Annotated in this window: 25 protein-coding genes; 6 read left to right on the top strand and 19 right to left on the bottom strand. The window is 34.9% G+C overall.

Annotation, left to right across the window (positions count from 1 at the left end):
- Positions 1-126: 126 nt before the first annotated feature.
- The 5 genes from parC to J2Z81_RS01170 form a co-directional block, all read right to left on the bottom strand.
- Positions 127-2,577 (bottom strand): DNA topoisomerase IV subunit A, encoded by a 2,451-nt coding sequence (gene parC / locus J2Z81_RS01190; protein WP_226370552.1) that lies wholly within the window; start codon positions 2,575-2,577, stop codon positions 127-129.
- 15 nt (positions 2,578-2,592) lie between these two features.
- A complete protein-coding gene (gene parE / locus J2Z81_RS01185; RefSeq protein ID WP_226370612.1) occupies positions 2,593-4,530 on the bottom strand; it encodes a DNA topoisomerase IV subunit B in 1,938 nt (645 codons plus the stop codon).
- 266 nt (positions 4,531-4,796) lie between these two features.
- Positions 4,797-5,216 carry a CoA-binding protein gene (locus tag J2Z81_RS01180; RefSeq protein ID WP_226370551.1) on the bottom strand — a complete coding sequence of 140 codons (420 nt, stop codon included), beginning with the start codon at positions 5,214-5,216 and terminating at the stop codon, positions 4,797-4,799.
- Between the two features lie 14 nt (positions 5,217-5,230).
- Positions 5,231-6,754, bottom strand: a complete 1,524-nt coding sequence (locus tag J2Z81_RS01175) for an ABC transporter permease/substrate-binding protein (protein ID WP_226370550.1) — start codon at positions 6,752-6,754, stop codon at positions 5,231-5,233.
- Complete coding sequence (locus J2Z81_RS01170; protein WP_226370549.1) at positions 6,747-7,814, bottom strand: ABC transporter ATP-binding protein; 1,068 nt, start codon at positions 7,812-7,814, stop codon at positions 6,747-6,749. Before J2Z81_RS01170 ends, J2Z81_RS01175 begins: the two co-directional genes overlap by 8 nt.
- Positions 7,815-8,019: 205 nt before the next feature.
- Here J2Z81_RS01170 and plsY point away from each other — a divergent pair, with 205 nt between their 5' ends.
- From plsY to J2Z81_RS01155, 3 genes are all read left to right on the top strand, one after another.
- Entirely contained in the window at positions 8,020-8,607 is a 588-nt protein-coding gene (gene plsY, locus J2Z81_RS01165) for a glycerol-3-phosphate 1-O-acyltransferase PlsY (protein ID WP_226370548.1), read from the top strand.
- 141 nt (positions 8,608-8,748) lie between these two features.
- Positions 8,749-8,982, top strand: coding sequence for a membrane protein insertion efficiency factor YidD (yidD, locus tag J2Z81_RS01160; RefSeq protein ID WP_226370547.1), 234 nt, complete (start codon positions 8,749-8,751; stop codon positions 8,980-8,982).
- Between the two features lie 24 nt (positions 8,983-9,006).
- Positions 9,007-9,294 (top strand): HesB/YadR/YfhF family protein, encoded by a 288-nt coding sequence (locus tag J2Z81_RS01155; RefSeq protein WP_226370546.1) that lies wholly within the window; start codon positions 9,007-9,009, stop codon positions 9,292-9,294.
- Positions 9,295-9,349: 55 nt separating this feature from the next.
- Here the strand turns inward: J2Z81_RS01155 and J2Z81_RS01150 are convergent, their stop codons facing one another.
- The 6 genes from J2Z81_RS01150 to J2Z81_RS01125 all read right to left on the bottom strand — a co-directional run bounded on the left by J2Z81_RS01150 (position 9,350) and on the right by J2Z81_RS01125 (position 15,050).
- Positions 9,350-9,649 (bottom strand): hypothetical protein, encoded by a 300-nt coding sequence (locus tag J2Z81_RS01150; RefSeq protein WP_226370545.1) that lies wholly within the window; start codon positions 9,647-9,649, stop codon positions 9,350-9,352.
- A gap of 2 nt (positions 9,650-9,651) precedes the next feature.
- Complete coding sequence (locus J2Z81_RS01145) at positions 9,652-10,074, bottom strand: acyl-CoA thioesterase (protein ID WP_226370544.1); 423 nt, start codon at positions 10,072-10,074, stop codon at positions 9,652-9,654.
- Between the two features lie 129 nt (positions 10,075-10,203).
- Positions 10,204-10,434: a small acid-soluble spore protein Tlp gene (gene tlp / locus J2Z81_RS01140; RefSeq protein WP_226370543.1), complete on the bottom strand. Its 231-nt coding sequence runs from the start codon at positions 10,432-10,434 to the stop codon at positions 10,204-10,206.
- A gap of 174 nt (positions 10,435-10,608) precedes the next feature.
- Entirely contained in the window at positions 10,609-10,764 is a 156-nt protein-coding gene (locus J2Z81_RS01135) for an FbpB family small basic protein (RefSeq protein ID WP_226370611.1), read from the bottom strand.
- A gap of 192 nt (positions 10,765-10,956) precedes the next feature.
- Positions 10,957-13,674, bottom strand: coding sequence for an aconitate hydratase AcnA (gene acnA, locus J2Z81_RS01130; RefSeq protein ID WP_226370542.1), 2,718 nt, complete (start codon positions 13,672-13,674; stop codon positions 10,957-10,959).
- 245 nt (positions 13,675-13,919) lie between these two features.
- Complete coding sequence (locus tag J2Z81_RS01125) at positions 13,920-15,050, bottom strand: ATP-binding protein (RefSeq protein ID WP_319023815.1); 1,131 nt, start codon at positions 15,048-15,050, stop codon at positions 13,920-13,922.
- Between the two features lie 281 nt (positions 15,051-15,331).
- Here J2Z81_RS01125 and J2Z81_RS01120 point away from each other — a divergent pair, with 281 nt between their 5' ends.
- Entirely contained in the window at positions 15,332-15,811 is a 480-nt protein-coding gene (locus J2Z81_RS01120; protein WP_226370541.1) for a DUF2621 family protein, read from the top strand.
- 34 nt (positions 15,812-15,845) lie between these two features.
- On the opposite strand, the gene J2Z81_RS01115 is transcribed toward J2Z81_RS01120, so the two are convergent.
- From J2Z81_RS01115 to J2Z81_RS01080, 8 genes are all read right to left on the bottom strand, one after another.
- Positions 15,846-16,337, bottom strand: a complete 492-nt coding sequence (locus tag J2Z81_RS01115) for a CcdC family protein (RefSeq protein ID WP_226370540.1) — start codon at positions 16,335-16,337, stop codon at positions 15,846-15,848.
- Positions 16,338-16,380: 43 nt separating this feature from the next.
- On the bottom strand, positions 16,381-16,806 hold the full coding sequence (locus tag J2Z81_RS01110; protein WP_226370539.1) for a Na(+)/H(+) antiporter subunit B: 426 nt from the start codon (positions 16,804-16,806) through the stop codon (positions 16,381-16,383).
- A 62-nt stretch (positions 16,807-16,868) separates the two neighbouring features.
- Entirely contained in the window at positions 16,869-17,570 is a 702-nt protein-coding gene (locus tag J2Z81_RS01105) for a cytochrome c biogenesis CcdA family protein (RefSeq protein ID WP_029270379.1), read from the bottom strand.
- 256 nt (positions 17,571-17,826) lie between these two features.
- On the bottom strand, positions 17,827-18,048 hold the full coding sequence (locus tag J2Z81_RS01100; protein WP_029270380.1) for a YneF family protein: 222 nt from the start codon (positions 18,046-18,048) through the stop codon (positions 17,827-17,829).
- Between the two features lie 45 nt (positions 18,049-18,093).
- Positions 18,094-18,543: a sporulation inhibitor of replication protein SirA gene (gene sirA, locus J2Z81_RS16140; protein WP_226370538.1), complete on the bottom strand. Its 450-nt coding sequence runs from the start codon at positions 18,541-18,543 to the stop codon at positions 18,094-18,096.
- A 229-nt stretch (positions 18,544-18,772) separates the two neighbouring features.
- Positions 18,773-20,776: a transketolase gene (gene tkt, locus J2Z81_RS01090; RefSeq protein WP_029270383.1), complete on the bottom strand. Its 2,004-nt coding sequence runs from the start codon at positions 20,774-20,776 to the stop codon at positions 18,773-18,775.
- A 112-nt stretch (positions 20,777-20,888) separates the two neighbouring features.
- A complete protein-coding gene (locus J2Z81_RS01085) occupies positions 20,889-21,113 on the bottom strand; it encodes a DUF896 domain-containing protein (RefSeq protein ID WP_029270385.1) in 225 nt (74 codons plus the stop codon).
- A 119-nt stretch (positions 21,114-21,232) separates the two neighbouring features.
- On the bottom strand, positions 21,233-21,871 hold the full coding sequence (locus J2Z81_RS01080; RefSeq protein WP_226370537.1) for a YneB family resolvase-like protein: 639 nt from the start codon (positions 21,869-21,871) through the stop codon (positions 21,233-21,235).
- A 279-nt stretch (positions 21,872-22,150) separates the two neighbouring features.
- Between J2Z81_RS01080 and lexA the strand changes: the two genes are divergently transcribed.
- Complete coding sequence (lexA, locus tag J2Z81_RS01075) at positions 22,151-22,774, top strand: transcriptional repressor LexA (RefSeq protein WP_029270387.1); 624 nt, start codon at positions 22,151-22,153, stop codon at positions 22,772-22,774.
- A 264-nt stretch (positions 22,775-23,038) separates the two neighbouring features.
- Positions 23,039-24,703 (top strand): glycerol-3-phosphate dehydrogenase/oxidase, encoded by a 1,665-nt coding sequence (locus J2Z81_RS01070; protein WP_029270388.1) that lies wholly within the window; start codon positions 23,039-23,041, stop codon positions 24,701-24,703.
- The last annotated feature ends 107 nt before the right edge of the window (positions 24,704-24,810 follow it).

The raw sequence follows: 24,810 nt of genomic DNA, 5'->3' as shown, positions 1-24,810 counted from the left end.
TTTCTATGTATACTACTAATTATTATACGTCAAATGCTATGATTTTTCTATTTTTCTATTGTAAAGCAACCCTTTCGTAATAAAAACAGGCAACTACACTAATGGCTGCCTGTTTTATACCGATTATTATTCAGTTGATTGTTCAAATGCTTTTTCATACGCTGCCTTTTTCCATACATTAAATACTTCTCCGTGATTATCCGAATCAATGATAAATGATCCATTACTATAACGGTCACTTGCAGGTAGTTTTATTGGAGTTACGGAATGTATCTCATCCGCCTTCGTTTGGAAACATACCGTTTCATTATCATTTAATATAAAGAAACCGGTAATGCGGTGCGGTTTGTTCTTTAATTCTCTCAGCATCATCGAACCACGCTTAGCACGGCTTGACATCGTAAATTCGCTTAATCGCATTCGTTTACAAGCTCCACGCTGTGTCATCACAACTAAAGAAGGTTCCGCTAAATCATCAAAAACCTGTCCATTTACAGCATATTCATTTTCTTTCAACTGGATAGCCTTTACACCTCTTGCCCGCTGTCCGACAACAGAAACCTCTGATTCATGGAACCATAGGCCATATCCTTTATTGGAAGCAATAAAAACATCTGAATGTCCTGTTGTATGAAAAACATTTACTAGCTCATCATCTTCTTTTAGATTGATAGCGATTAGTGTTTTTGAATATCGCTGTGCATCATATAATTTTAATTCACTTCGCTTAATCATGCCTTCTTTTGTGAAAAATAGAAGGTAGTTTTCATCCTTAAATTGACGAACTGGAATACATTGAATGATAAACTCATCTTTTTCTATTGCAGCGATATTTGAAATATGCTGTCCAATATCCTTCCAGCGAATATCCGGAAGCTCATGTACCGGGATGCATAAATACTTCCCCTTATTTGTAAATAAGAGGACCTTATCAGTTGTATTTAATTCAATTAAACGCACCAAATGATCATCATCTTTCATTGCCAAATCTTCCCCATTCGATGCTGCATATGAACGCAGACTTGTTCGTTTTACATAACCTTCTTTCGTTATAGATACAAGTACATCCTCGCTAGCAACGGTTACATCAATATTAATCATCAATTCTTCTATCTGATTTTCTATCGCAGTACGTCTTTTATCACTATAGGTCTTTTTAATCTGTCTTAATTCTTTTTTTATTTTTTGATAAAGCTTTTTTTCGCTTCCTAGAATTGCTTCTAATTCATTTATTCTCTTTTTTAATTCATCAGCCTCTTGCCTAAGTGCTGAAACATCCGTGTTTGTTAAACGATATAGCTGCAGCATAACAATTGCTTCCGCTTGCTGCTCACTAAAGTCATATTTATCGATTATACGCCGTTTTGCATCTTGCTTATTTTTAGATGCTCGAATGGTAGCGATTAATTCATCTAAAATGGAAATCGCTTTGATTAGCCCCTCTACAATATGCGAACGTTCCCTTGCTTTTGTTAAATCGTAAGTTGTTTGTCTTGTTACAACTTCTTTTTGATGTGCGATATAAGCATCGAGAATTTGAGGCAAAGATAATAATTTAGGAGTCTTATCTTGAATTGCCACCATATTTAAATGATAGACAACTTGTAAGTCAGTATTTTTATACAAATAATGTAAGATACCTTTACTATTCGCATCTTTTTTCAATTCAATAACGATTCTTAGCCCCGACCGGTCCGTTTCATCACGTACTTCAGCTATCCCTTCGACTTTTCTATCTATGCGTAACTCGTCTATTTTCTTCACCATATTGCTTTTGTTTACATCATATGGAATTTCATCAATCACAATTTGCTGACGGTTCCCGCGTAAATTTTCTATAGCTGTTTTACCACGAACAACGATTTTACCTTTCCCAGTCTCATAAGCCTTTTTTATTCCGTCTACTCCTTGAATGATTCCGCCTGTTGGAAAATCAGGGCCTTTTAAAACTTTCATCACGTCTTCTACTCTTGCAGCTGGTTTATCAATTTTCATAATAACCGCATCAATGACTTCAGACAGATTATGCGGAGGAATATCTGTTGCATAGCCAGCAGATATTCCTGTAGATCCATTCACTAGCAAATTAGGAAATTTGGCTGGCAATACTACAGGCTCTGTAATGGTATCGTCAAAATTGGGTATGAAATCTACCGTTTCTTTATCAATATCTCTCAATAACTCAGAAGCAATACTTGATAGTCTTGCTTCTGTATATCGCATGGCAGCGGGAGGATCACCGTCTATACTCCCATTATTTCCATGCATTTGTACCAAGACATTGCGTACTTTCCAGTCTTGACTTAAGCGAACCATTGCGTCATATACAGAAGTATCTCCATGAGGGTGGTAATTTCCAATTACAGTACCGACCGTTTTTGCTGCTTTACGAAAATTTTTATCATGCGTATTTCGATCTTCATACATTGCATATAATATTCTTCGCTGTACGGGTTTTAATCCATCCCTCGCATCAGGCAAAGCACGATCCTGGATAATATATTTACTATATCTTCCAAATCTGTCACCAATTACTTCTTCTAGTGGAAGATCTAAAAATGTTTCTGGGTTTTGCAAACTAACCCCCCCTTATTACATATGAATTTTATCATTATCTAAAATATTAGCGTCCTCACTCATACCAAATTCAACATTATTTTCAATCCATTTTCTTCTTGGCGACACTTTATCACCCATTAAAGTAGTAACCCGTCTTTCAGCTCTGGCGAGATCATCAATAGTGACGCGTACAAAGGTACGTGTTTCAGGATTCATTGTTGTTTCCCATAATTGCTCAGCATTCATTTCACCGAGCCCTTTGTAACGTTGCACCATATAGCCAGTTTTGAGGGTTTTAATTGCCTCTTGTAATTCTTCCTCATTCCAAGCATAAATGATTTGCTCTTTTTTTCCTTTTCCCTTAGAAATCTTATAAAGAGGTGGTAATGCAATATAAATTTTCCCTGCTTCAACTAATTGTCGCATATAGCGATAGAAAAAGGTAAGCAGTAATACTTGGATATGTGCACCATCAGTATCGGCATCCGTCATGATGATTACTTTATCGTATTGGACATCTTCTAAATCAAAGTCTCCCCCAACGCCAGCACCAATTGTATGAATAATTGTAGAAATTTCTTCATTTTTCATAACATCTTCTAATTTGGCCTTTTCAGTGTTGATAACTTTTCCTCTTAAAGGCAATACAGCTTGAAACTTTCGGTCTCTTCCTTGTTTTGCTGAGCCACCTGCAGAGTCTCCCTCCACAAGATATAATTCATTTCGTTTTGGATTTTTTGATTGTGCTGGTGTCAATTTTCCACTTAACATCGCATCTTTTCTTCTTTTTTTCTTACCTGACCTTGCGTCCTCTCGAGCCTTCCTTGCTGCTTCGCGGGCTTCTTTTGCTTTTATGGATTTACGAATTAATAAGCTAGCAGTATCAGGGTTTTCCTCCAAGAAATAGGATAACTGTTCAGAAACGACTGCGTCAACTGCAATACGTGCTTCTGATGTCCCCAGTTTTCCTTTTGTCTGGCCTTCAAATTGCAGTTTTCCTTCAGGAATGCGTACGGAAATAATAGCGGTAAGTCCTTCCCGAATATCTGTACCTTCTAAATTTTTATCCTTGCCTTTTAATATAGCCATTTTCCTTGCATAGTCATTAAATGTTCTTGTTATTGCTGCTCTCGCCCCCATTTCATGTGTCCCGCCATCTTTCGTTCGTACATGGTTTACAAATGATAGCATATTTTCAGCATAACCATCATTAAATTGGAAAGCGAAGTCAATTTCAATCTCCTGATTTTCTCCATCAAAAGATACGACATCATGTAATATATCCTTTTCTTCATTCAAATAATGAACAAATGATTTCAAACCATCAGGGAACTGATATTCTTCCTTTATTTGATACCTATTATCAATCAATTCTATTTTTAAACCTTTTAATAAATAAGCAGCCTCTCTTAATCGTTCAGATAATGTTTCAAAATCATATACGACACTAGAAAAAATTTTTGTATCTGGCTTAAAGTGAATAATGGTTCCTTTTTTTCTTGTTTTTTCCTTTCTTTCCAATGATCCTACCGGTTGACCACCATTTTCAAAGCGCTGATGGTATTTATATCCTTCACGAAAAATAGTGATTTCTAACCATTCCGATAGTGCGTTTACAACAGAAGCTCCAACACCGTGTAGACCACCACTTGTTTTATAGCCTCCTTGGCCAAACTTTCCTCCAGCATGAAGTACAGTAAGAATAACTTCGGCTGTAGGTTTTCCAGTACTATGCATACCGGTTGGTATACCTCTGCCATTATCTTCTACAGAAATGCTATTATCTTTATGTATGGTTACTTTTATCTTTTCACCATAACCGGCTAATGCTTCATCAACGGCATTATCGACAATTTCAAATACTAAGTGATGCAAGCCGCGGATATCGGTACTACCTATATACATAGCAGGTCTTTTTCTAACTGCATCAAGACCTTCTAATACTTGAATAGAATCGTCTGTATAGTGCATTGATTGTTTAACCAATCAATCGTCAACTCCCTTCTATACGATTCGAACTACTACTAATAATGATAGAACAAACGTTTGTTATTGTAAATTATTATTTTTCATTTTCTGTACGCATACTAATTTATTACTTAAAACGTGGTAAATAGTATACTACAATTAAATATCGCTTGTATAGCGGTTTAGAATATGCGAGCTTTGGATTATTTATTTCCTATATTATTCATCCATATAAAAAGGATGACTCTTTGTGTCATCCTTTTTCAGCATTACTTTTTCACTAAAACTGCGTGTGCTACTTTAATACATAAATCCATCATCACGGTGAAATCATGTTCTTTTAAATACTGGTATGCTTCTTCATTTACAACACCTTGCTGAGCCCAAAAGACACGACAATTTGTTTGTACTGCCTCTTTTGCAATGGATGGCAGATGTTCAGATCGTCTGAATACATTAATAATATCTATATTTTCTTTAACATCCAACAAGGATGCATATGCTTTTTCACCTAATACTTCATCAACCTTGGGATTTACCGGAATTATTTTATAGCCATTATCTTGCATAGCCTTCGATATTTGATAAGAAGTTCTTTCCGGATTATTTGATAAACCTACTACAGCTATCGTCGTCGCTTCTTCCAAAATGGATTTCACCTGTTCATTCTCTGGATTTTTCCAAGACATTTCTTTCAGCCCCTTTACTTAAGTAAATTATTATTTTTCAAAAATTGCTCTGCAACTTTTTTTGGTGCTCTATCCTCATAGTCAACCTGATAGTTCATCTTACGCATCTCATCATCTGTGATTTTTCCACCAAGCTGGTTTAAAATCATCTCTAATTCAGGATATTTATCGAGCGTTTCCTTCCTAAGCAATGGTGCTCCTTGATACGGAGGAAATAAATTTTTCGGATCAGAAAGAATCTTTAAGTTTAACTCTTCCATATAGCTGTCTGTTGCATATCCATCGATAATATCCACTTCATTTTTCTCTAATGCTTCTTGACGGATTCCAGGTTCCATTGTTTTTATATTCTTCAGATCAAGATTATAAAGATCCTGCATTCCCTTATAACCATCATACCGATCTTTAAATTCCAATGTGAAACCTGCTGTCAACTGATGTTCGAATTTTTTAAGGTCATTGATATTTTCTAGATGATATTTTTTTGCTACTTCTGCAGTTGTTGCAACTGTATACGTATTATTATATTCCATCGGTTCTAAAAACACCATGTTATACTCTTTTTCCAATCCTTTTTTCGCCTGTTTATAAACCTCTTCAGCATCATTGCTGGACGTTTTGTCATTTAATAAAGAGACAATTGCAGTCCCGGTAAATTCGGGATATATATCAATACTCCCTTGTTTTAATGCACTAAAATTAAAGTCTGTTTTCCCTAACCCTGGTTTGAGCTCTACTCTTAAATCGGTTTCTTGTTCTATTAATAACTTATACATATTGATTAAAATCGTAGGCTCAGCACCTAACTTACCCCCAATTACTAAATCCGCTTGTTTTCCTTTATTGAACATAAACGGAAGGGTAACAACAAGTATAGCAATCATTAGCATCGAAACTAATGATTTAAATCCAGTACGTTTCGATATATATTCAAAACCTCGTAAAATTAAATCTAAAACGATAGCTAATAATGCTGCTGGGATTGCCCCAAGCAAAATTAAGTTGATATCTGCGCCACGGTCCAAACCGAGTAAAATTAATTCTCCGAGACCTCCTGCCCCAATCAAAGCAGCGATTGTTGTGGTCCCAACGATTAAAACCATTGAAGTCCGAATTCCTGCCATAATGACCGGCATAGCTAATGGCAATTCAATTTTTGTAAGCCTTTTTAAAGAATTCATTCCCATGCCTGTAGCCGCTTCTTTTAAAGATGGATTAACTTCATTAATTCCAGTATAGGTATTTCTTAAAATCGGTAAAAGCCCATAAGCCGTGAGTGCAATAATGGCCGGGGGTGTTCCTATTCCAAAAAAAGGAATAAGAAAAGCCAGAACAGCTAAACTCGGAATTGTTTGCATAATAGCTGACATTCCTATTATTGGTTCCGCTACTTTCTTATATCTTGTTAAAATAAGTGCCAGCGGAACAGCTATAACAATTGCAATAATTAAGGAAAGAAGCGAGATTTGTAAATGCTCCCATAGTGCTTCAAGCAATACATCCTGTCTTTTTTGAAAAACGGAAAGAAACTCATTCATACATAGTTTCCTCGTTATTAGCCTTCGTTTGACGCTTTAAAAAGTCAACAATCGATTTATAATTTAAGACTCCAACGAGTCTTTGCTTTTTTAATACAGGAAGTAATTGCTGGTCGTTCTCTTGTAACATTTCAGTTGCTTTATATAAAGGCACATCATGATTAATTGTTTTAAGTTGAATAGACCTTCCATTATCAATAGCACCTGCATACCTATTTTGGCCGTCTTTTAAAATAAACTTTCCAGCTGTTGGAAAAACGTTTTCAGCTTTTTTGACGGATATAACATGGTCCCCGCTTTGGTTGGCTACCATTTCTACAGATGTTTGCCATGGTGATTTTCTTTCACCAATAAAATCTTTAACAAACTGATCTTTCGGATGCATCATTAAACGTGGCGGTGTATCATATTGTACAATTTTTCCTTTTTTCATTAAACAAACTCGATCCCCTAGTGCTATTGCTTCATCCATATCATGTGTCACAAAGACGATGGTCTTTTTTATTTCTCTTTGTAGTTTTCGTATATCTTTTTGTAGTTGTTCCCTGCTAATCGGATCCAGTGCACTAAATGGCTCATCCATTAAAATAATATCCGGATCTGCAGCTAAAGCACGCACCACTCCTATTCGTTGTTGTTGTCCTCCAGAGAGCTCACTTGGCATTCTTTTTCGAAAAGTACTAGGTTCCAGCCCTACCATGGATAATAGATCATGCGTACGTTTCCTTATCGTTTCACGGTTCCACTTTTTCATTTCTGGTACAATTGATATATTTTCTTCAATCGTCAGATGTGGAAATAATGCAATTTCTTGTAATACATACCCTATATTCCAACGTAATTCATGAATATTGTATTTATTAATTTCAGTACCATTTATGTATATTGCTCCTTCTGTAGGTTCTATTAATCGATTCAACATTTTTAATACTGTCGTTTTGCCACAGCCACTTGGTCCAATAAGAGTTACTAATTCTCCCTCATTGATTGTTATAGAGTAATCAGATACTGCTAGCGTACCATCATTATACATCTTTTTCACATTGTCAAATTCAATCATTTCATTTCGTCCTTTGTTGTTTAGAGGTATTTTTTAGTGTTTTATTCATTACCCGAGATTCGTCAACATGAAACAGTTATAAATAATAAAGTTTCCCATTGATTTAAGGTTCTTTCCTTTCATACTTCGTGGTAAAATACATATAGGTGATTCAATTAATAGAGAATAGAGATCGGTTTATTAATTTACGAAAGTGGGAATAAGTATGAATTACGTAATATTTGCAATTTTGGCTTATATAATAGGTTCTATCCCTTCAGCGTTAATTGTTGGAAAGTTAGGCTATAAAATGGATATTAGAGAACATGGAAGTGGAAATCTCGGTGCAACGAACACATTTCGCGTCTTAGGTATAAAGGCCGGTGCAATTGTCATGCTGGCTGATATATTAAAGGGAACATTTGCAACATTGCTTCCAGCAATAACAGTATTTAATGCTGATGTTTATCCCCTTGTAATTGGGCTTTTTGCAGTCTTAGGTCATACATATCCTTTATTTGCCAAATTTAAAGGTGGTAAGGCAGTTGCTACTTCAGGTGGTATTATTTTAGGTGTTAGTCCTTTATTGTTTATTGTTATGGTAGTAACTTTTATTCTTACGTTATATTTATCCAAATATGTTTCTCTTTCCTCCATGGTTACTGGAATTGTATCTATTATTGCTTCTGTTCTTCTAAAAGATATTGGTCTTATTATTGTGGTTTCTGTCTTAACTATTTTTGTGTTTTATCGACATTCCGATAACATTAAACGAATCAAAAATAAAACCGAACCAAAAATCACCTGGATGTAGCAATTTTGTCAAAAGCCAGTAATTGAATAATAAGCGGCTCTTAAGTATACTTAAAATAGGATTCCTACTATTGGAAACAACGTGCATCTATTATAACGCGTTACTGCTGTAAAATAAATAAATCAAGAAAGGCTTCGAATTATGAAATACATTTTTATCGGACTAATCAAATTTTACAGAAAGGCAATTAGTCCTTTTAAACCTCCTTCATGCAGGTTTTTTCCAACATGCTCTGAATACGGTTTGGAAGCTATAAGACGATTTGGAGCTTTTAAAGGCGGATATTTAACAGTAAAACGAATTCTTAAGTGTCATCCATTTCACCCTGGCGGAATCGATTTAGTACCTGAAAAAGAGGGAAAAAAAGACAACTAATGAATTGCAAAAGGAGCTGGTTTTGTGAAATTACATGTAAGTGAAGAAGCAGCTACATGGTATAAAAATGAACTGGATATTGAAGAATCTGCGCAAATCCGATTCTATGTAAGATACGGCGGCGTGGGTGGAAACATTCCCGGTTTTTCATTGGCACTTAAACACGATATACCCAATGAAGCAGATGCTCTTACGAAAAAAGAGGATATAACGTTTTTTATTGAATCAAAGGATGAGTGGTATTTTGAGGGAAAAGATTTGAACATTACATTAAATAAAGATACAGGTGAACCTGAATTTACTTATGCATAAGAAAAGGTGAGATCAGATTACGTTTAAAGGCGTTTTAATCAAAACGCCTTTATATTTATAAATTAAATTTATTAATATGATCCCATTTATTTTCACTCATTAAAATCTCCTTTTGCCTTTCCCCAAACAGATCAAAATGCGGAAACTCTGGATCCGAATGAATCCATTCTGATTTTAGTCCATATTTATGCCCCCATTCCTTCAGTTTTTTTAAATTTACGCAACCGACCTTTGTAACTGTAAAACTATCAGGAAAACGGTTATCTAGCCAGTAGTGCGTTAAAAAGGTAATCTGTCCATTTTTTACCCCGTTTTTCCATCGCTTCAATTCACTTTTAGTGATCCCAAATGCCATTATTATTCCCCTTTGATTTGACTTATGTATGCCTTATGCCAATCAGGAAACGCTTTTTTGAGAGATAAAGGCCGGAAACTGTCTTTCTGTACAATTACATGTGTTGTTGTCCCTGTTACTGCAATATGACCATCTTCTCCGATAACATTATAGCCATAAACGGTTCGTATCCCATCATACTTTTCGAGCCAAGTATCAATGACTACTTTTTCTCCGTATCTTACTGGCTTCTTATAAGAGATCTGAGCATCAATTACAGGAGAAACAATATTATATTTTTCCATATCCGCATATTTAAAACCTAGATATTCAATCAATTTTGTTCTACCTATTTCAAACCAAACTAAGTAGTTTGCATGGTAGACTACCCCCATTTGATCGGTTTCCTGATATCTTACCTCAATAGGTGCTCTTACTGTATTCAAATATAAATCCCCCTTGTTCTTCCTTATTTCTTTTCATATTTTATCATACTTGAGAAATAATTTAGCATTTCATGTTTGGCCTTAAAAAAGCCTCAAACCTTTATGAGGTCTTGAGGCTTTGGATTTAAGTTAGTCCAATTTATTGTGTTCTGCTTCATCCTTAATTTCTTGTCGCATACCTTCAATTGCTTCTTCACGTCTTTTGTTTTTAGCTTTTATTTTTTCTTTTTCTTCACCTGAAGAAAATCTCATTGTTTCATGAGCCGCTTCAAGGTTTTGAATCGTATCTTGTACCATGTCTTGTAGTTTCTCTACATTATCACTACGATCATCTGGATTAGGCTTATTATCGTACCCCAATTAGAATACTCCTTTCTTTTCAATTAAATATTTCTCAAAAAGTATTTTTTCCTAATCGAAGTGAAAAATACTGGAAAATGTTGGACATCCCTTTAATAAACATTAATGTTTAATCTCCAAACATAAAAAGTCTATTCCCTCTGACATCCTAGTCAGCTGAAACAGACTTTTTTATTATTCCTTCTTTGGTGCAGACGACGCTTTTAATGAATTATGCATTCGCATTTCCATGCTTTTCTCAATTTCTTCGATTTGCGAACGATCCTGCATAATTTGTCTTTTATTTTCGTTAACAAGTTCATCAAATGTAAATCTTTTCTTTAAAGAAATGGCTCTTCACTCCTTTTTTATGAAGTATGGCCATTTTTTCCAAGTTTTATAATAAAATTGTTAAAACAAATCAAATTTTTATGTTTATTCATTGTATATAGATATACCCATTGGAAATGATAAAAATCAAAATGAAAAAATAAGTTCTTACACTCTAAAATGAAGTGTAAGAACTTATTTAAATTCTTATCTCTAGTTTTTCACAACTTCTAATTTATTACGTAGAACCATTTGTAAAATTCCGCCATGACGATAGTAATCAATTTCAACGTCACTATCAAAACGTGCAACTGCATTAAATTCAGTTGTTTTTCCTTCTTCATTAACTGCAGTTACTTTTACAAGGTCATGTGGACGAACATTTTCATCGATTTCAACATGAAATGTTTCCTTTCCAGTTAAACCAAGTTTTTCAGCACTTTGACCTTTTTCAAATTGTAACGGCAATACACCCATCATTACTAAATTTGAACGGTGAATACGCTCATAACTTTCTGCAATAACTGTTTTAATACCTAATAAATTAGTTCCTTTAGCTGCCCAGTCACGAGAAGAGCCCATACCGTAATCTTTACCAGCTACAACAATTAAACCGATATTGTCTTCTTGATACTTCATAGCTGCATCATAAATAGGCATGATTTCACCTGTTGGCCAATATGTTGTATATCCGCCCTCAGTACCAGGTGCAAGCTTGTTTCGAATACGTATATTAGCAAATGTTCCTCGCATCATTACCTCATGATTTCCACGACGTGATCCATATGAGTTAAAGTTTCTTGGAGAAACATCTTTATCTTGCAAGTACTGACCTGCAGGCATATCTTTTGCAATTGCACCTGCTGGTGAAATATGGTCTGTTGTTACAGAATCACCAAATTTACCAATTGCCCTCAAGTTAGTTAAAGCTTCTACTTTACCTGCTTCTTTTGACAATCCTTCAAAGAATGGCGGGTTTTGGATATATGTTGATTCTTTATCCCATTCAAATAAAGGCTCATCCGTTGTTTTAATTTGGTTCCATTTTTCATTCGAATCAAATACGCTTTCGTACTCTTTTCGGTAAATTTCTGGATTAACAACACTGTTTACTTCCTCTTTAATTTCATCCATAGTTGGCCAGATATCTTTCATGTAAACAGGTTTACCATCTTTATCTGTACCTAGGGCATCTTTTGTTAAGTCAATATCGACAGTTCCTGCTAATGCATAGGCAACAACGAGTGGTGGTGAAGCTAAGTAGTTAGCTTTTACTAGTGGATGGATACGTCCTTCAAAGTTACGGTTACCTGATAATACAGAAGATACAACTAGATCATTTTTAACAATGGATTCTTCAATCTCTTCACGCAATGGACCAGAGTTACCGATACAAGTTGTACATCCATAACCAACTAAATTAAATCCTAATTGATCAAGATATTTCATCAATCCTGCGTCTTCTAAATATCTAGTAACAACAGTAGAACCAGGAGCTAAGGATGTTTTAACATAAGCTGGTACTTGCAGACCTTTTTCAATTGCTTTTTTAGCTAGTAAGCCTGCACCTAACATTACGTAAGGATTGGATGTATTCGTACAAGAAGTAATTGCAGCAATTGCAAGAGAACCTGTTCTCATAACAGACTTTTCGCCGTTTTGATGTTCAATAGTTACCTCTTTATCGAATTCTGATTTATCTAATCCTAAACCTTGATTCCCTTCAGGAGCGGTAATTGCCTTGTTAAATTCCTTTTTCATATTGGATAGTGAAATCAAATCTTGTGGACGTTTAGGTCCTGATAGATTTGGTTCCAATTCAGAAAGGTTAATTTCTACTACTTCAGTATATTCTGGATCTTTTTGATCAGCAGAATACCATAAATTGTTTTCTTTACAATATTTTTCTACAAGTTCAATTTGTTCTTCACTACGTCCTGTTAAACGCAGATAACTTAATGACTCTTCATCAACTGGGAAGAAACCACAAGTTGCTCCGTACTCTGGTGCCATATTTGAAATAGTTGCACGATCTGCCAGTGGCATATCTTTTAACCCAGGACCGAAATACTCAACAAATTTACCTACTACATTTTTCTCACGTAAAACTTGCGTTACTTTTAAGGCTAAATCAGTTGCTGTAGTCCCTTGTGGGAAGCTTCCTGTAAATTTAACTCCAATTACTTCAGGAGCCGGGAAATAAGAAGGTTGTCCAAGCATTCCTGCTTCAGCTTCAATACCTCCTACACCCCAACCAAGGATACCTAAACCATTAATCATTGTTGTGTGAGAGTCTGTACCTACAAGTGTATCAGGATATGCATCATAGGTTCCTTCCTCATTTTTAATACCATGTACAACATCAGCTAAATATTCCAAGTTTACTTGGTGAACAATTCCTGTTGCAGGTGGAACTGCACGATAATTTTCAAACGCTTTTTGTGCCCAGTGTAAGAATTCATAGCGCTCTGCATTTCGCTGAAATTCCAAATCCATGTTTGCTTGCAACGCATTCGATGTTCCGTATTGATCTACCTGCACAGAATGGTCAATTACTAAATCAACTGGAACTTCCGGATTGATTTTATCAGGCTCTCCGCCCATATCAACCATTGCTTTACGTAATGAGGCTAAATCTACTACTGCTGGAACACCTGTAAAGTCTTGTAGAATAACACGAGATGGTTTAAAAGGTACATCTACTGATTCGTTTTTTATTCCCCAATTCAGCAGGCCTTTAACATGCTCATCTTTAATGACATGCCCATCATGTTGACGTAATAATGATTCTAGCAAGACACGGATTGAAAAAGGTAAACGAGATACTTCGCCTAATTCTCCTTCTTCTAAAGCTTTTAAATGGTAATAGTTATACGTTTTTCCGTTTAGTTCAAATTGTTTCTTTGCATGAAATGCATTGTTCTCTCCCATGTTGCTAACTCCCTTCGTTCACGCTTCTGTCTAGATTCATTATATTAAGAAACATTTAGCTCTTGTCTTCAAAATAAGACAAAGACTATTAAACTCTACTAATATATAGTATATGAAATAAGTGCATAAGACAAATGTTTAGAGTTATTTCTTATATATGAAAAGGTTATTTAAAGTGATTACTTTTAGTTATACTATATGATAAATTATCATTACTTTTCCTAATAGAAGCATGGAGTGCAAAATTACTGATCCTTTTTTGGAAGTAGGACTTGAAATGTACTTCCTTTTTCTTCATTTTGAAATATTTGTAAGTGTCCGTGATGATGCTCCAAGATTTGTTTTGTAATCATTAACCCTAAACCGGTTCCATTTTGTTTTGTTGTAAAAAAAGGTTCGCCCAACTTATGTAAAAGTTCTTCAGATATACCAGGTCCTTCATCAATCACATTAATTTTTAAATAATTAGATGATTCGTTAAGTTCAATTTCTATGTCACCGGGTTCAGTAGTCGCTTCAATAGCATTCTTAATTAAGTTAATAAGCACCTGTTTTATTTGAGAACGATCACAATATATTGCTTCATCCGTAGTTTTCTCCCACTTAAGCTCGATATTTTTCAACTTTGCCTGTGGTCTCAATAGTACGATCACATCTTCGACCATTTGATAGACATACTCATTTTGTTTATTATCGGTAAGTGGCTTTGATAAAAAGAGTAATTCAGAAGTAATTGTCTCAATTTTATTAATCTCATCAATCATTATGTTATAATATTCTTCTTTTCGATCAATTCCCGCTTGCAACAATTGTAAAAACCCTTTCATGGATGTTAATGGGTTGCGAATTTCATGCGCAATTCCAGCTGCAAGTTGTCCTGCTATGGACATTTTTTCAGATCTGATCATCATTTCTTCAGCTTCTTTTTTACTTGTTATATCCTTTAGCGTGGCAAGGAAGTAGTGGTCATCACTTTGTTCATCCTTTACCTTTAACATGGAGCAGTCAAAAGAAATATATTTTCCATATTTATTCCGGATATTAATATTAAATCGCTGATTCTCACCAGTTTCTTCAAGTAAATGTTTACGTATTGAGACGATATTCTCCTCTTGAAGATTGTTTTTCCAGGCTGTTCCCATAATCTCTGATGCTTCATAGCCTAGCAATGCTTTTACATTTCTAGATATAAATTGCACATTCCCCTCTTCATTGACAATAATGATGATATCACTACTTACAGAATCAATCCATTTCAACATGAAGTTCGGTAAGGATCCCAAATCACTAAAACGATCCTTATGCTTCAAGGTTACTGAAGCTGCATTTTGTTCATGATCTTTATTGTACAATCTATCTTTAAAACTACTATCCACTATATCCCACCCCTTTTCGCCCAATTTAGCAATACTAAAACCTCCTTTGTATAATTGATATGACACAATTCATTAGAATATGCTACTTGTATACATAATGTTATGCTATTATAATTGATTTATAAAATAAAATTACATTAATGTACAATAGTTTCTTTATTTAGAAAACATTTCACTAATAATGGTACTATAAAAAACATTAAAAATAAATCCATTATGGTAACAGGATTACAACATTTACCATTTTCCTTTATTTTATTATATTAGAAATAGGTGAGGCTATGTCGGTTATTGTTGATTACTTAATTATATTATGGGGGTTTTTATTAATAGGTTTAATGGCAATTGGTGGGTTTTTTATGTTCCGTAAATTCCTAAAACAATTGCCTAAACAAGATGGAAAGTCAATTATGGATTGGGAAAGATATTATATGGATAAAACACAACATATGTGGAATGAAAATGAAAAAATGCTGTTAGAAGAGCTTGTATCTCCAGTTCCTGAGCTATTTAGGGATGTAGCTAAGCACAAAATAGCGAGCAAAATAGGTGAAATAGCATTAGAAAAGAAAAAAGACAAAATAACAAGAGATGTTCTTATTGAAGGTTATATCATTGCAACACCCAAAAGAGATCATAAATTTTTAAGAAAAAAATTACATCAAAAAAACATTGATATCACACCTTATGAACAATTTTTCCATCAGTCGCAAGACGACTATTCAAAGAATTGGAGGGCAAGGCATAAAATGAATGAATAAAAATACACCTTATCCTGTACGGAAAGGTGTATTTTTAATTATTCGTATACGAATAATTTAATTCCTTTAATTCTTTTTCCAGTTTTTTATATTTATATAACATAGCAAATCGCCAAGTAATAATCATCCCAAATGCGAGCAGAAAAAACATGCCACTTGTTTCTCCCAATGAGAAAGATCCTCCAATGATCAATTTGATGATAACACGGACAAGCAAAAGACCAAACAAGATAAATGCGAATGCCTTTGATGGTATTAAATAGATTTCCTGTTTTCGTATCTCAAATCTTGAAGTTTTGATGAGTAATATTGAAAATATCATTCCAACACTTACCGCCTCAAGGACCTGTGTCCATTTTACCTGAAATTCAGGAAATAGAAACATTAGTGCACCAGTACTCATAAATAAAGGTGGCAAAATAATTTTTTTTACAGAAGCTGGCTTTTGTGCGGCTTTTAAACGAACAAAGATCATTGTTGTTGCCATAAAGGCTGCCACCACAGTACTAGTTACTAACCAAAACATGTTAATCACTCTTTCTCATGATCCATAAAGGGAAGCCTCCTGATTATCGATCAGTAGCAATTGTCATAATAATTGTAATTGTTACACCTAAAACTGTTAAATAGACACCGATGTCAAAAAGCATTGCTGTCGCTAGCTCGATATCTCCAAAAATAGGGAAATTAAAATGACCAAATGTTTGAGTTAAAAAAGGTGCGTCAAATAAAAAGGAACCTACCCCTGTTAATACAGCAATAAGTAATCCAATAGGAATTAACGTACGAAAATTAATCGGAAGTACTTTTTCTACTGTTTCTATTCCGTATGACATATACATAAGTATAACCGCTGCTGAAGTCATTAAGCCACCAACAAACCCACCACCTGGTAAGTTGTGTCCGGCCAACAATAAATAAACAGCGAACCCTAATAGAATAAAAGCAATCAAAGATGTAGTTGTACGTAAGACAAGATTATTTGGTTTGTACATTTATAAATATCCCTTCATACGATTGTAAATAATATAATAATATAAAATTTGAAGAAAATCCATCAAAAGCCAGAGAATCCAAACCAACCTGCTAAAAATGATGTTAATTTCGTCATCCAGTCAAAAAACAAAGCAATTCCCATAAATATCATAATGTAACCGCCAATTTTCACAAGCTTTTGACTGTGGCGTTTAATCCAATCTAGTTTACCTATAAAGAATGATAACACTAAAAATGGTACAGAGAAACCTAATATATAACTAATCATCATCACCATACCTATTTCAGGATTGGTAGCGGCTAATGAAAATACAACCATAAGTATCGGGCCTGTACATGGTGTCCAGCCCAAAGAAAAAGCCATACCAATAAGAAATGATCCTATAAATCCTGTAGGACGGTTTTTAAAAGTGATTTTCTTATCTTGCATTAAAAACTGAAAATTTAGTATACCAACAATAACCAGCCCAAAGAATACGATAACAATTGCACCTATTTGCCTAATTAAATCTTTATAAGTTGTAAGAAATTCTGCGACAAAGGAGGTGGAAAATCCAATCATAATAAACACACTGGAAAAACCGAGTAAGAACAAGATTGTATGTATAACACTTTTACTGTTAAACTGTTTATTATCTTTGATTTCACTTACACTCATTCCGGTGATATAAGACAAAAAGGCCGGAAAAAGTGGTAAGACACAAGGAGATATAAATGATAAAAATCCTGCGCCAAAAGCAATAAATATATTGATCTCAGACACAATACCCCTCCTATTTAAAATGATTTTTATCTATTTTAGCAGAAAAATGATATAATAGGGATAATAAATATGACAATTAACTGAAACATGCTAAAAGAAATTATCGATGGTATGTATATGGTTCTAAAGAAATACCCCTTACTGAATATATCATAATTCGTAAGGGGTGTAGTGCAATGTTCACATGATTTTACATTCAAGTCCCTATCAGTAAAGCCTTCTGACGGAAAAACACTTTATGTTAATAATCACATTTTTATTTACTCTGCTGATTATTCATTGCACGCATCATTTGATTGATTTTCTTTTGTGATGGCTTTTGGCCCATTTGCATCATTAAAGTACGTAACATTTGCTCATTAATTGGTGGATTTTTCTTAAGATAGTTCATCATATATTTTCTAGCGATGAAAAATCCAAGAGCAACGCCAGCAATTAATGCCACAATAGCAATTAATACGACCCAAATCGTGCTCATTTCAAGCTTTCCCCCTTCGTGTTGTCTCTCATACAGTATAGTAAATCAAAGAAAAGAATACAATACCTGTTCTTTTTTGTGTTCCCTATTCATTGTAATGGGGGAGATCCATCCGAAGTTATCCATATTAGTGTCGATAATAAAAATGAAAGGGTGGAATGATCGCAAGGCCGGGAATAGAAATTTTTCCGCATCATGTAATGTTTCACAACAAAAGTCTAATTGTTTCTCGTGTATCTGTAGACTTAAAGAATAATTGTTATTAAGAATGTCAAGTTGATTCCCACTGGTATTTATCTTTAGATTTTGATCTTTTAAGTGAGAAGTCAAAGTAGATTTTGAGAACTTTTTTGTAATATAGTGATATTGCATGATTAAATCTTTCCTCGATTTATTTTGTTGATAGTTCTTTATAAACCGATATAAAATCTCACTTTTATGAAAATAATGATAAGCAACCGGCTTTTTTATCCAAAACCCAGTATACGTATTCAACAAAACCCCTCCTCTACTATCACTAAAAATAGCCAAGAATAAAACACAAGAGATCTATTTTCCCTATAGAATCTATTAAACGTATATCTACTACTTATTATACGCAATTCTCTTTAAAAGAATGTCAGATTGCGGTAGTTTTTCACACTAGTTTTGTCGAACCGTTATCACATCTACGAATAAAATGTAAAAAAAGACGACTCCATGATAGAGCCGTCTTTCCATATGATTATTTTACTAATGATTCTACATGTTTTACAACATTTTCTACTGTGAATCCATATTCTTCAATTACTTTTTCACCTTTGGCAGACGCACCAAACTTATCGATACCAAGTACTTTACCGCTATCTCCAACATATCGTTCCCAACCGAATGAAGAAGCCATTTCAATAGCCACACGTTTTTTTACGTTGCGTGGTATAACCTGATCTTTGTATGAATCGTCTTGAGCGTTAAAACGATCCCATGAAGGAATACTCACCACATTCACGTCAATTCCTTTTTCTTTCAAGGCTTTCTGGGATGCAACAGCTAATTGTACCTCCGAACCGGTAGCTAATAAGAGTGCATCTGGTGTTTCCTTATCCCCTTTACTGATAACATAACCACCTTTTTTCACACCTTCATAGGCCAATTCTTTCGTTCCTTCCAAAGTAGGGAGACCTTGTCTTGTTAGAACAAGTGCTGTCGGCTGATCTTTTGATTCTAAAGCCAAACGCCATGCTGCTTGCGTTTCATTGCCGTCTGCCGGGCGAATAAGAGACAAACCAGGCATTGCACGCAATGAAGCCAAATGTTCAACTGGTTCATGTGTTGGTCCATCTTCACCCACAGCAATGGAATCATGTGTAAATACATAGGTAACTGGCGTATGCATAATCGATGATAGTCGGATTGCCGGACGTAAGTAATCGCTAAACACAAAGAATGTACCCGCATAAACTTTTAAGCCACCGTGTAAGGCCATTCCATTTAAAGCAGCACCCATTGCGTGTTCTCTCACACCAAACCAAACATTTCTTCCCGCATAATTTTTGCGGCTAAAGTCTTCTTCGTTTTTAATTGTTGTTTTGTTAGAGCCTGCTAAATCGGCACTGCCACCGAAAAAGTTAGGTACAGCTTTAGCAATTGCATTAAGAACTTCACCTGAAGAGGCTCTAGTTGCAAGTTTGTCTTTGCCAGCCTCATATCCTGGTAAATCTTTATCCCAATTTACTGGTAATTCACCATTCATTGCACGTTCAAATTCACTTGCAATCTTAGGGTACTTTTCTTTGTATTGAGCAAGTAATTGATTCCATTTCGACTCTGCCTCCTCTCCTTGATCTGCGATTTTTTCCTTGAAATCAGCATATACTTCTTCCGGAATGTGAAAATCTTCATGTGTCCAATTATAAAATTCCTTTGTTAATTTGACTTCATCCACGCCGAGTGGCGCCCCGTGAGAATCTGCTTTAGCTGATTTATTTGGAGAACCATAACCGATAACAGTTTTAACTTCTATAAGAGTTGGTTGATCTATATTTGCCTTCGCCTCTTTTATTGCATTTCTTAATTCATTTACATCATTACCATCTTCTACACGAAGTACTTGCCAGCCATAGGCTTTAAAACGTTCTTCGGTGTTATCTGAGAATGAACGATTTAAATCCCCATCTAAAGATATATCATTCGAATCATATAGTGCGATCAGTTTACCTAATCCCAAATGACCGGCAAGAGATGCAGCTTCATGAGAAATTCCCTCCATTAAGTCGCCATCACTAACAAGTGCATACGTATAGTGATCAACAATGGAAAAATCGTCTTTATTAAATTTAGCTGCAAGATGAGCTTCAGCCATTGCCATTCCGACAGACATTGCAATCCCTTGCCCTAACGGACCAGTTGTTGCTTCAACACCGTCTGTATAATGTACTTCAGGATGACCGGGTGTTCTTGAATTCCACTGACGAAATGCTTTTATATCATCCAAACGAACATCGTATCCAGATAAGTGAAGTAAAGCATATAAGAGCATCGAACCATGTCCAGCTGAAAGCACAAAGCGATCTCGATTGAACCATTTTGAATTTTTAGGGTTATGGTTCATAAAATCTGTCCATAACGTGTACGCCATTGGAGCAGCACCCATAGGAAGTCCTGGATGACCTGAATTAGCATTTTCAATTGCATCAATAGCTAATGTTCGAACTGTATTAATTGATAAGTTTTCAATATTTTTTGTCATAGTATTCCCCTTCCGATTATTGAACGTTTACTCTTATGTTATTCTATATTGAAACATCACTTGTAACAAGTAAAATCACGATGTCCGATAGGTGAACAATACGATTGATTTTTTATTTTCGTTTTTGCATCTTTTTCACTTTTTTCGGTGTAACATCGTTCCCTTTAGGATCTAATACCGTCATTGTTTTAAACTGATTCTTAAAGGATTTGCGTACATTTTGTAAATACTCTTGTCTTAGTTGTTTCTGTTCTTTTTTTTCCTTGTTGGTCAATTCTGATTCTTTTGCCTTTTTAGCCAATTGATTAATACGTGCTAATTTCTCCTTTGTAATCATACTAAAACTCCAATCTAAAAATTCTCTATTTATCTAAAAGGATTATAAGTTTTTATCAAAAACAGACAAGAACAACCTAAGTTCTTGTCTGTTTATGTTACCCTTATTATACACTGTTTTCAAGCCTTTTGATATTCTTTATATCGTCTATGTACCGTTGCCTTTGACACGGAATAACCCAATCCATTTAAGATAGTGGTAATTTCTTCAAAAGTTAATTTTTTTTGCCGTAATCGTATCACTTCCTCTATTGGAAATGATACTCTCTCCCTACCTGGTGCATGGTTACGATTTTTAAAATTTTTACTAGGATTATATCCTTCATTTATTGCTTTTTTCATCCCTCTTTTGATTTTTGCATTGTGAATCTTGCGTTGGTATTCCTCCACAATGCTAACAATGTCCAACACCATTGAGTCAGATTCCGATAACTCCAATTGCCCATCATGGATGATAGTATAGATAGACACATTTAATTTCTGCAACTGACGAAATAAAGCAATTTTAGTATTTCCTCGTCCCAATCTAGTTTCATCCTGTATTAATAGACAATCAGCTTGCTTCGTTGAAAAATAATCAAGCATTTGAAAAATACCATCTCGATTTATTTCATATCCGCTTTCTTGTTCTTCAATACAATCAACAATAATAAACCCATGTCTCTCAGCAAGCTTCATAAGTTCTTGTTTCTGCCTCTCCAGTGAAGTTTCCTGAGATTTTTTATCCGTACTAACCCTACAATATATGATAGCTCTCAAAATGAAAAACTCCCTAATTTAAACGGACAGATTATGCATTTATCATGGAAAAGTATAAAAATACTAACATAAATCCAAATGCAACTAAATAAAATATATCTGTTTTTGTAATTTTTTCAAACATTTTAACACCAGCCCTTTCACCAAGAACCTTTGTTCTATTTTTAGCTTACTACGAACACTTGATCTTGTCAATGGTTTTTCGAACGAATGTTTGCTAATTGTTATCTGAGATGATAAACTATAATTAATAAATCCTATGCAAGAGGTGTCTACTAGATGACAAAACTTTCTAAAAGGCAACAAATGATCTTCGATTTTATTAAGGATGAAGTAAATAAAAAGGGTTATCCGCCATCAGTCCGTGAAATAGCAGAAGCCGTGGGGCTTGCATCCAGTTCTACTGTTCATGGCCATTTAGCACGTATCGAAAAAAAGGGCTATATCAGAAGAGATCCAACCAAACCAAGAGCAATCGAAATTTTAGAAAAATCAGCTGATAGTGATATCCCAAGAGAGGCTGCACGTTATGCTCCAGTCATAGGAAAAGTAACAGCTGGTCTTCCAATAACTGCGGTTGAAAATATTGAAGAATTTATTCCACTACCGAACTCAAGTGCCGGACCGGACGATAATTTATTTGTACTTGTCATTGAAGGGGAAAGTATGATTGAAGCAGGAATTTTAGATGGAGATATGGTAATTATCAAGCAGCAAAACACAGCACATAATGGTGAAATTGTAGTAGCAATGACGGAGGAGGATGAAGCTACTGTAAAAAGATTTTTCAAGGAAAAAGACCATATTCGCTTGCAGCCTGAAAATGCTACGATGGAACCATTAATCTATCAGGATGTAACGATTTTAGGCAAAGTAGTGGGATTGTACAGAAACATTTACTAAATCAGAGGAAAAAAGCTCGTATTTCTATTTAGAAAATAAACTTCTAAAGTTCTTATCTCTTGCCTAGAATAACTAGGTATGCTATATTATAGATAAGTTAATATTTTGGACAGAGAGATGGAGAAACCACAAACACTTGCGTCAAAAGGACACAAGTATGTTTTGTGGTTTTTTTAAATGTCAAATTTCAGTGGAAGATGCATAACACATTATAAACAGGGATAGATCATGCAATAGGCAGATAAAAGATTGGAGAGATGAATGATGTCGACCTTTTCAAGTCATCATCGCAATGACATATTTAAAAAAATGCAGCAAAAAAAACTGGATGTTCTCGTTATTGGCGGAGGAATCACAGGAGCTGGAATTGCCTTGGATGCCACAACACGTGGATTAGAAACAGCAGTAGTAGAAATGCAAGATTTTGCAGCCGGTACTTCCAGTCGATCAACAAAATTAGTACATGGTGGACTACGATATTTGGAACAGTTTGAAATCAAACTGGTCGCAGAAGTGGGAAAAGAACGAGCAATTGTTTATGAAAACGGCCCCCATGTGACTACACCTGAATGGATGATGCTTCCATTTCATAAAGGAAGTACTCTAGGTCCATTTACCGCAAACATTGGATTACGTGTATATGATTTCCTTGCAAACGTAAAAAAAGAAGAACGACGTAAAATGTTAAATCCTAAAGAAGCCTTACAAAAAGAGCCACTTATTAAAAAAGAAAATTTAAAAGGGGCGGGATATTATGTAGAATATAAAACAGACGATGCCCGATTAACGATTGAAGTAATGAAAAAAGCAGTGGAAAGAGGCGTCCATGCTATAAATTATTCAAAAGTGATAGATTTTCTTTATGATTCATCCAGAAAAGTTTGTGGTGCAAAGGTCAAAGATGAAATTAGCGGAGAAACACATGATATTTTTGCCAAAAAGATCATTAGCGCCAGCGGTCCTTGGGTTGACGAATTACGAGAAATCGATGGTTCCAAACAAGGAAAGTCTTTACATTTGACAAAAGGTATTCACCTCGTATTTTCTAAAAATGTATTTCCACTACAACAAGCCGTTTACTTTGATTCACCAGATGGCCGGATGATTTTTGCTATACCACGTGGTAATAAAACCTATGTTGGTACTACCGATACAGACTATAATGGTGATATAGCACACCCTGTTACAACAGAAGAAGATCGTGATTATATCTTGAATGCAATTCATTATATGTTTCCGTCCATGAATATAACTGCTAGTGATGTTGAATCAAGTTGGGCAGGACTAAGACCGCTCATCGCTGATAGCGACAGCAAAAAGCCCGGAGAAATTTCACGTAAAGATGAAATTTTCATTTCTGAATCCGGATTGATCTCAATGGCAGGCGGAAAATTGACCGGTTATCGGAAAATGGCTGAAGAAGCTGTCGATGAAGTAGTAAAACAATTGAAAGAAGAAGAAAATATTCTTTATTCAAAATCAGAAACCAGAAATTTACCGATTTCCGGTGGAGAAGTTGGCGGTTCAACAGGATTTGAGCGATTCAAGCAACAAAAAACAGAAGAAGGATTAGCACTTGATATACCTGAAGATACACTTAATAACCTGATCGCAGTATACGGATCAAACATTGATACAATCTTTAAAATTTACCAAGCAAACAAAGAAAAAGCAACAAAAGAGCACTTGGATCCGTTTGTTTTAACCAAACTTATTTATAGCATGGAGTACGAACTTGTCTATAAGCCAATTGATTTTTTCATCCGCCGTACAGGTGCATTATTTTTTGATATTGATTGGGTAAACCAACACCAAAAAGCTGTAATTAACTATATGAGCAAATCGTTACATTGGTCTAAAGCTCAAGAAGTCAATTATACGAAAGAATTACAAAAGGCGATAGATGAGGCTACTATATTAGAAAAATAATAGATCGGATGCCTTTATAAAGAAACTTGGGCATGATTCTTTATAAGATCATTCACTCGCATTCCTAATGAAGAATCATGCCCATAAAGGCTTATACATCAAGTAAA

Source organism: Virgibacillus alimentarius, assembly GCF_017874635.1.
In the GTDB taxonomy this organism is placed as follows: domain Bacteria; phylum Bacillota; class Bacilli; order Bacillales; family Amphibacillaceae; genus Virgibacillus_B; species Virgibacillus_B alimentarius.
This window is presented reverse-complemented; position numbering and strand designations above follow the sequence as displayed.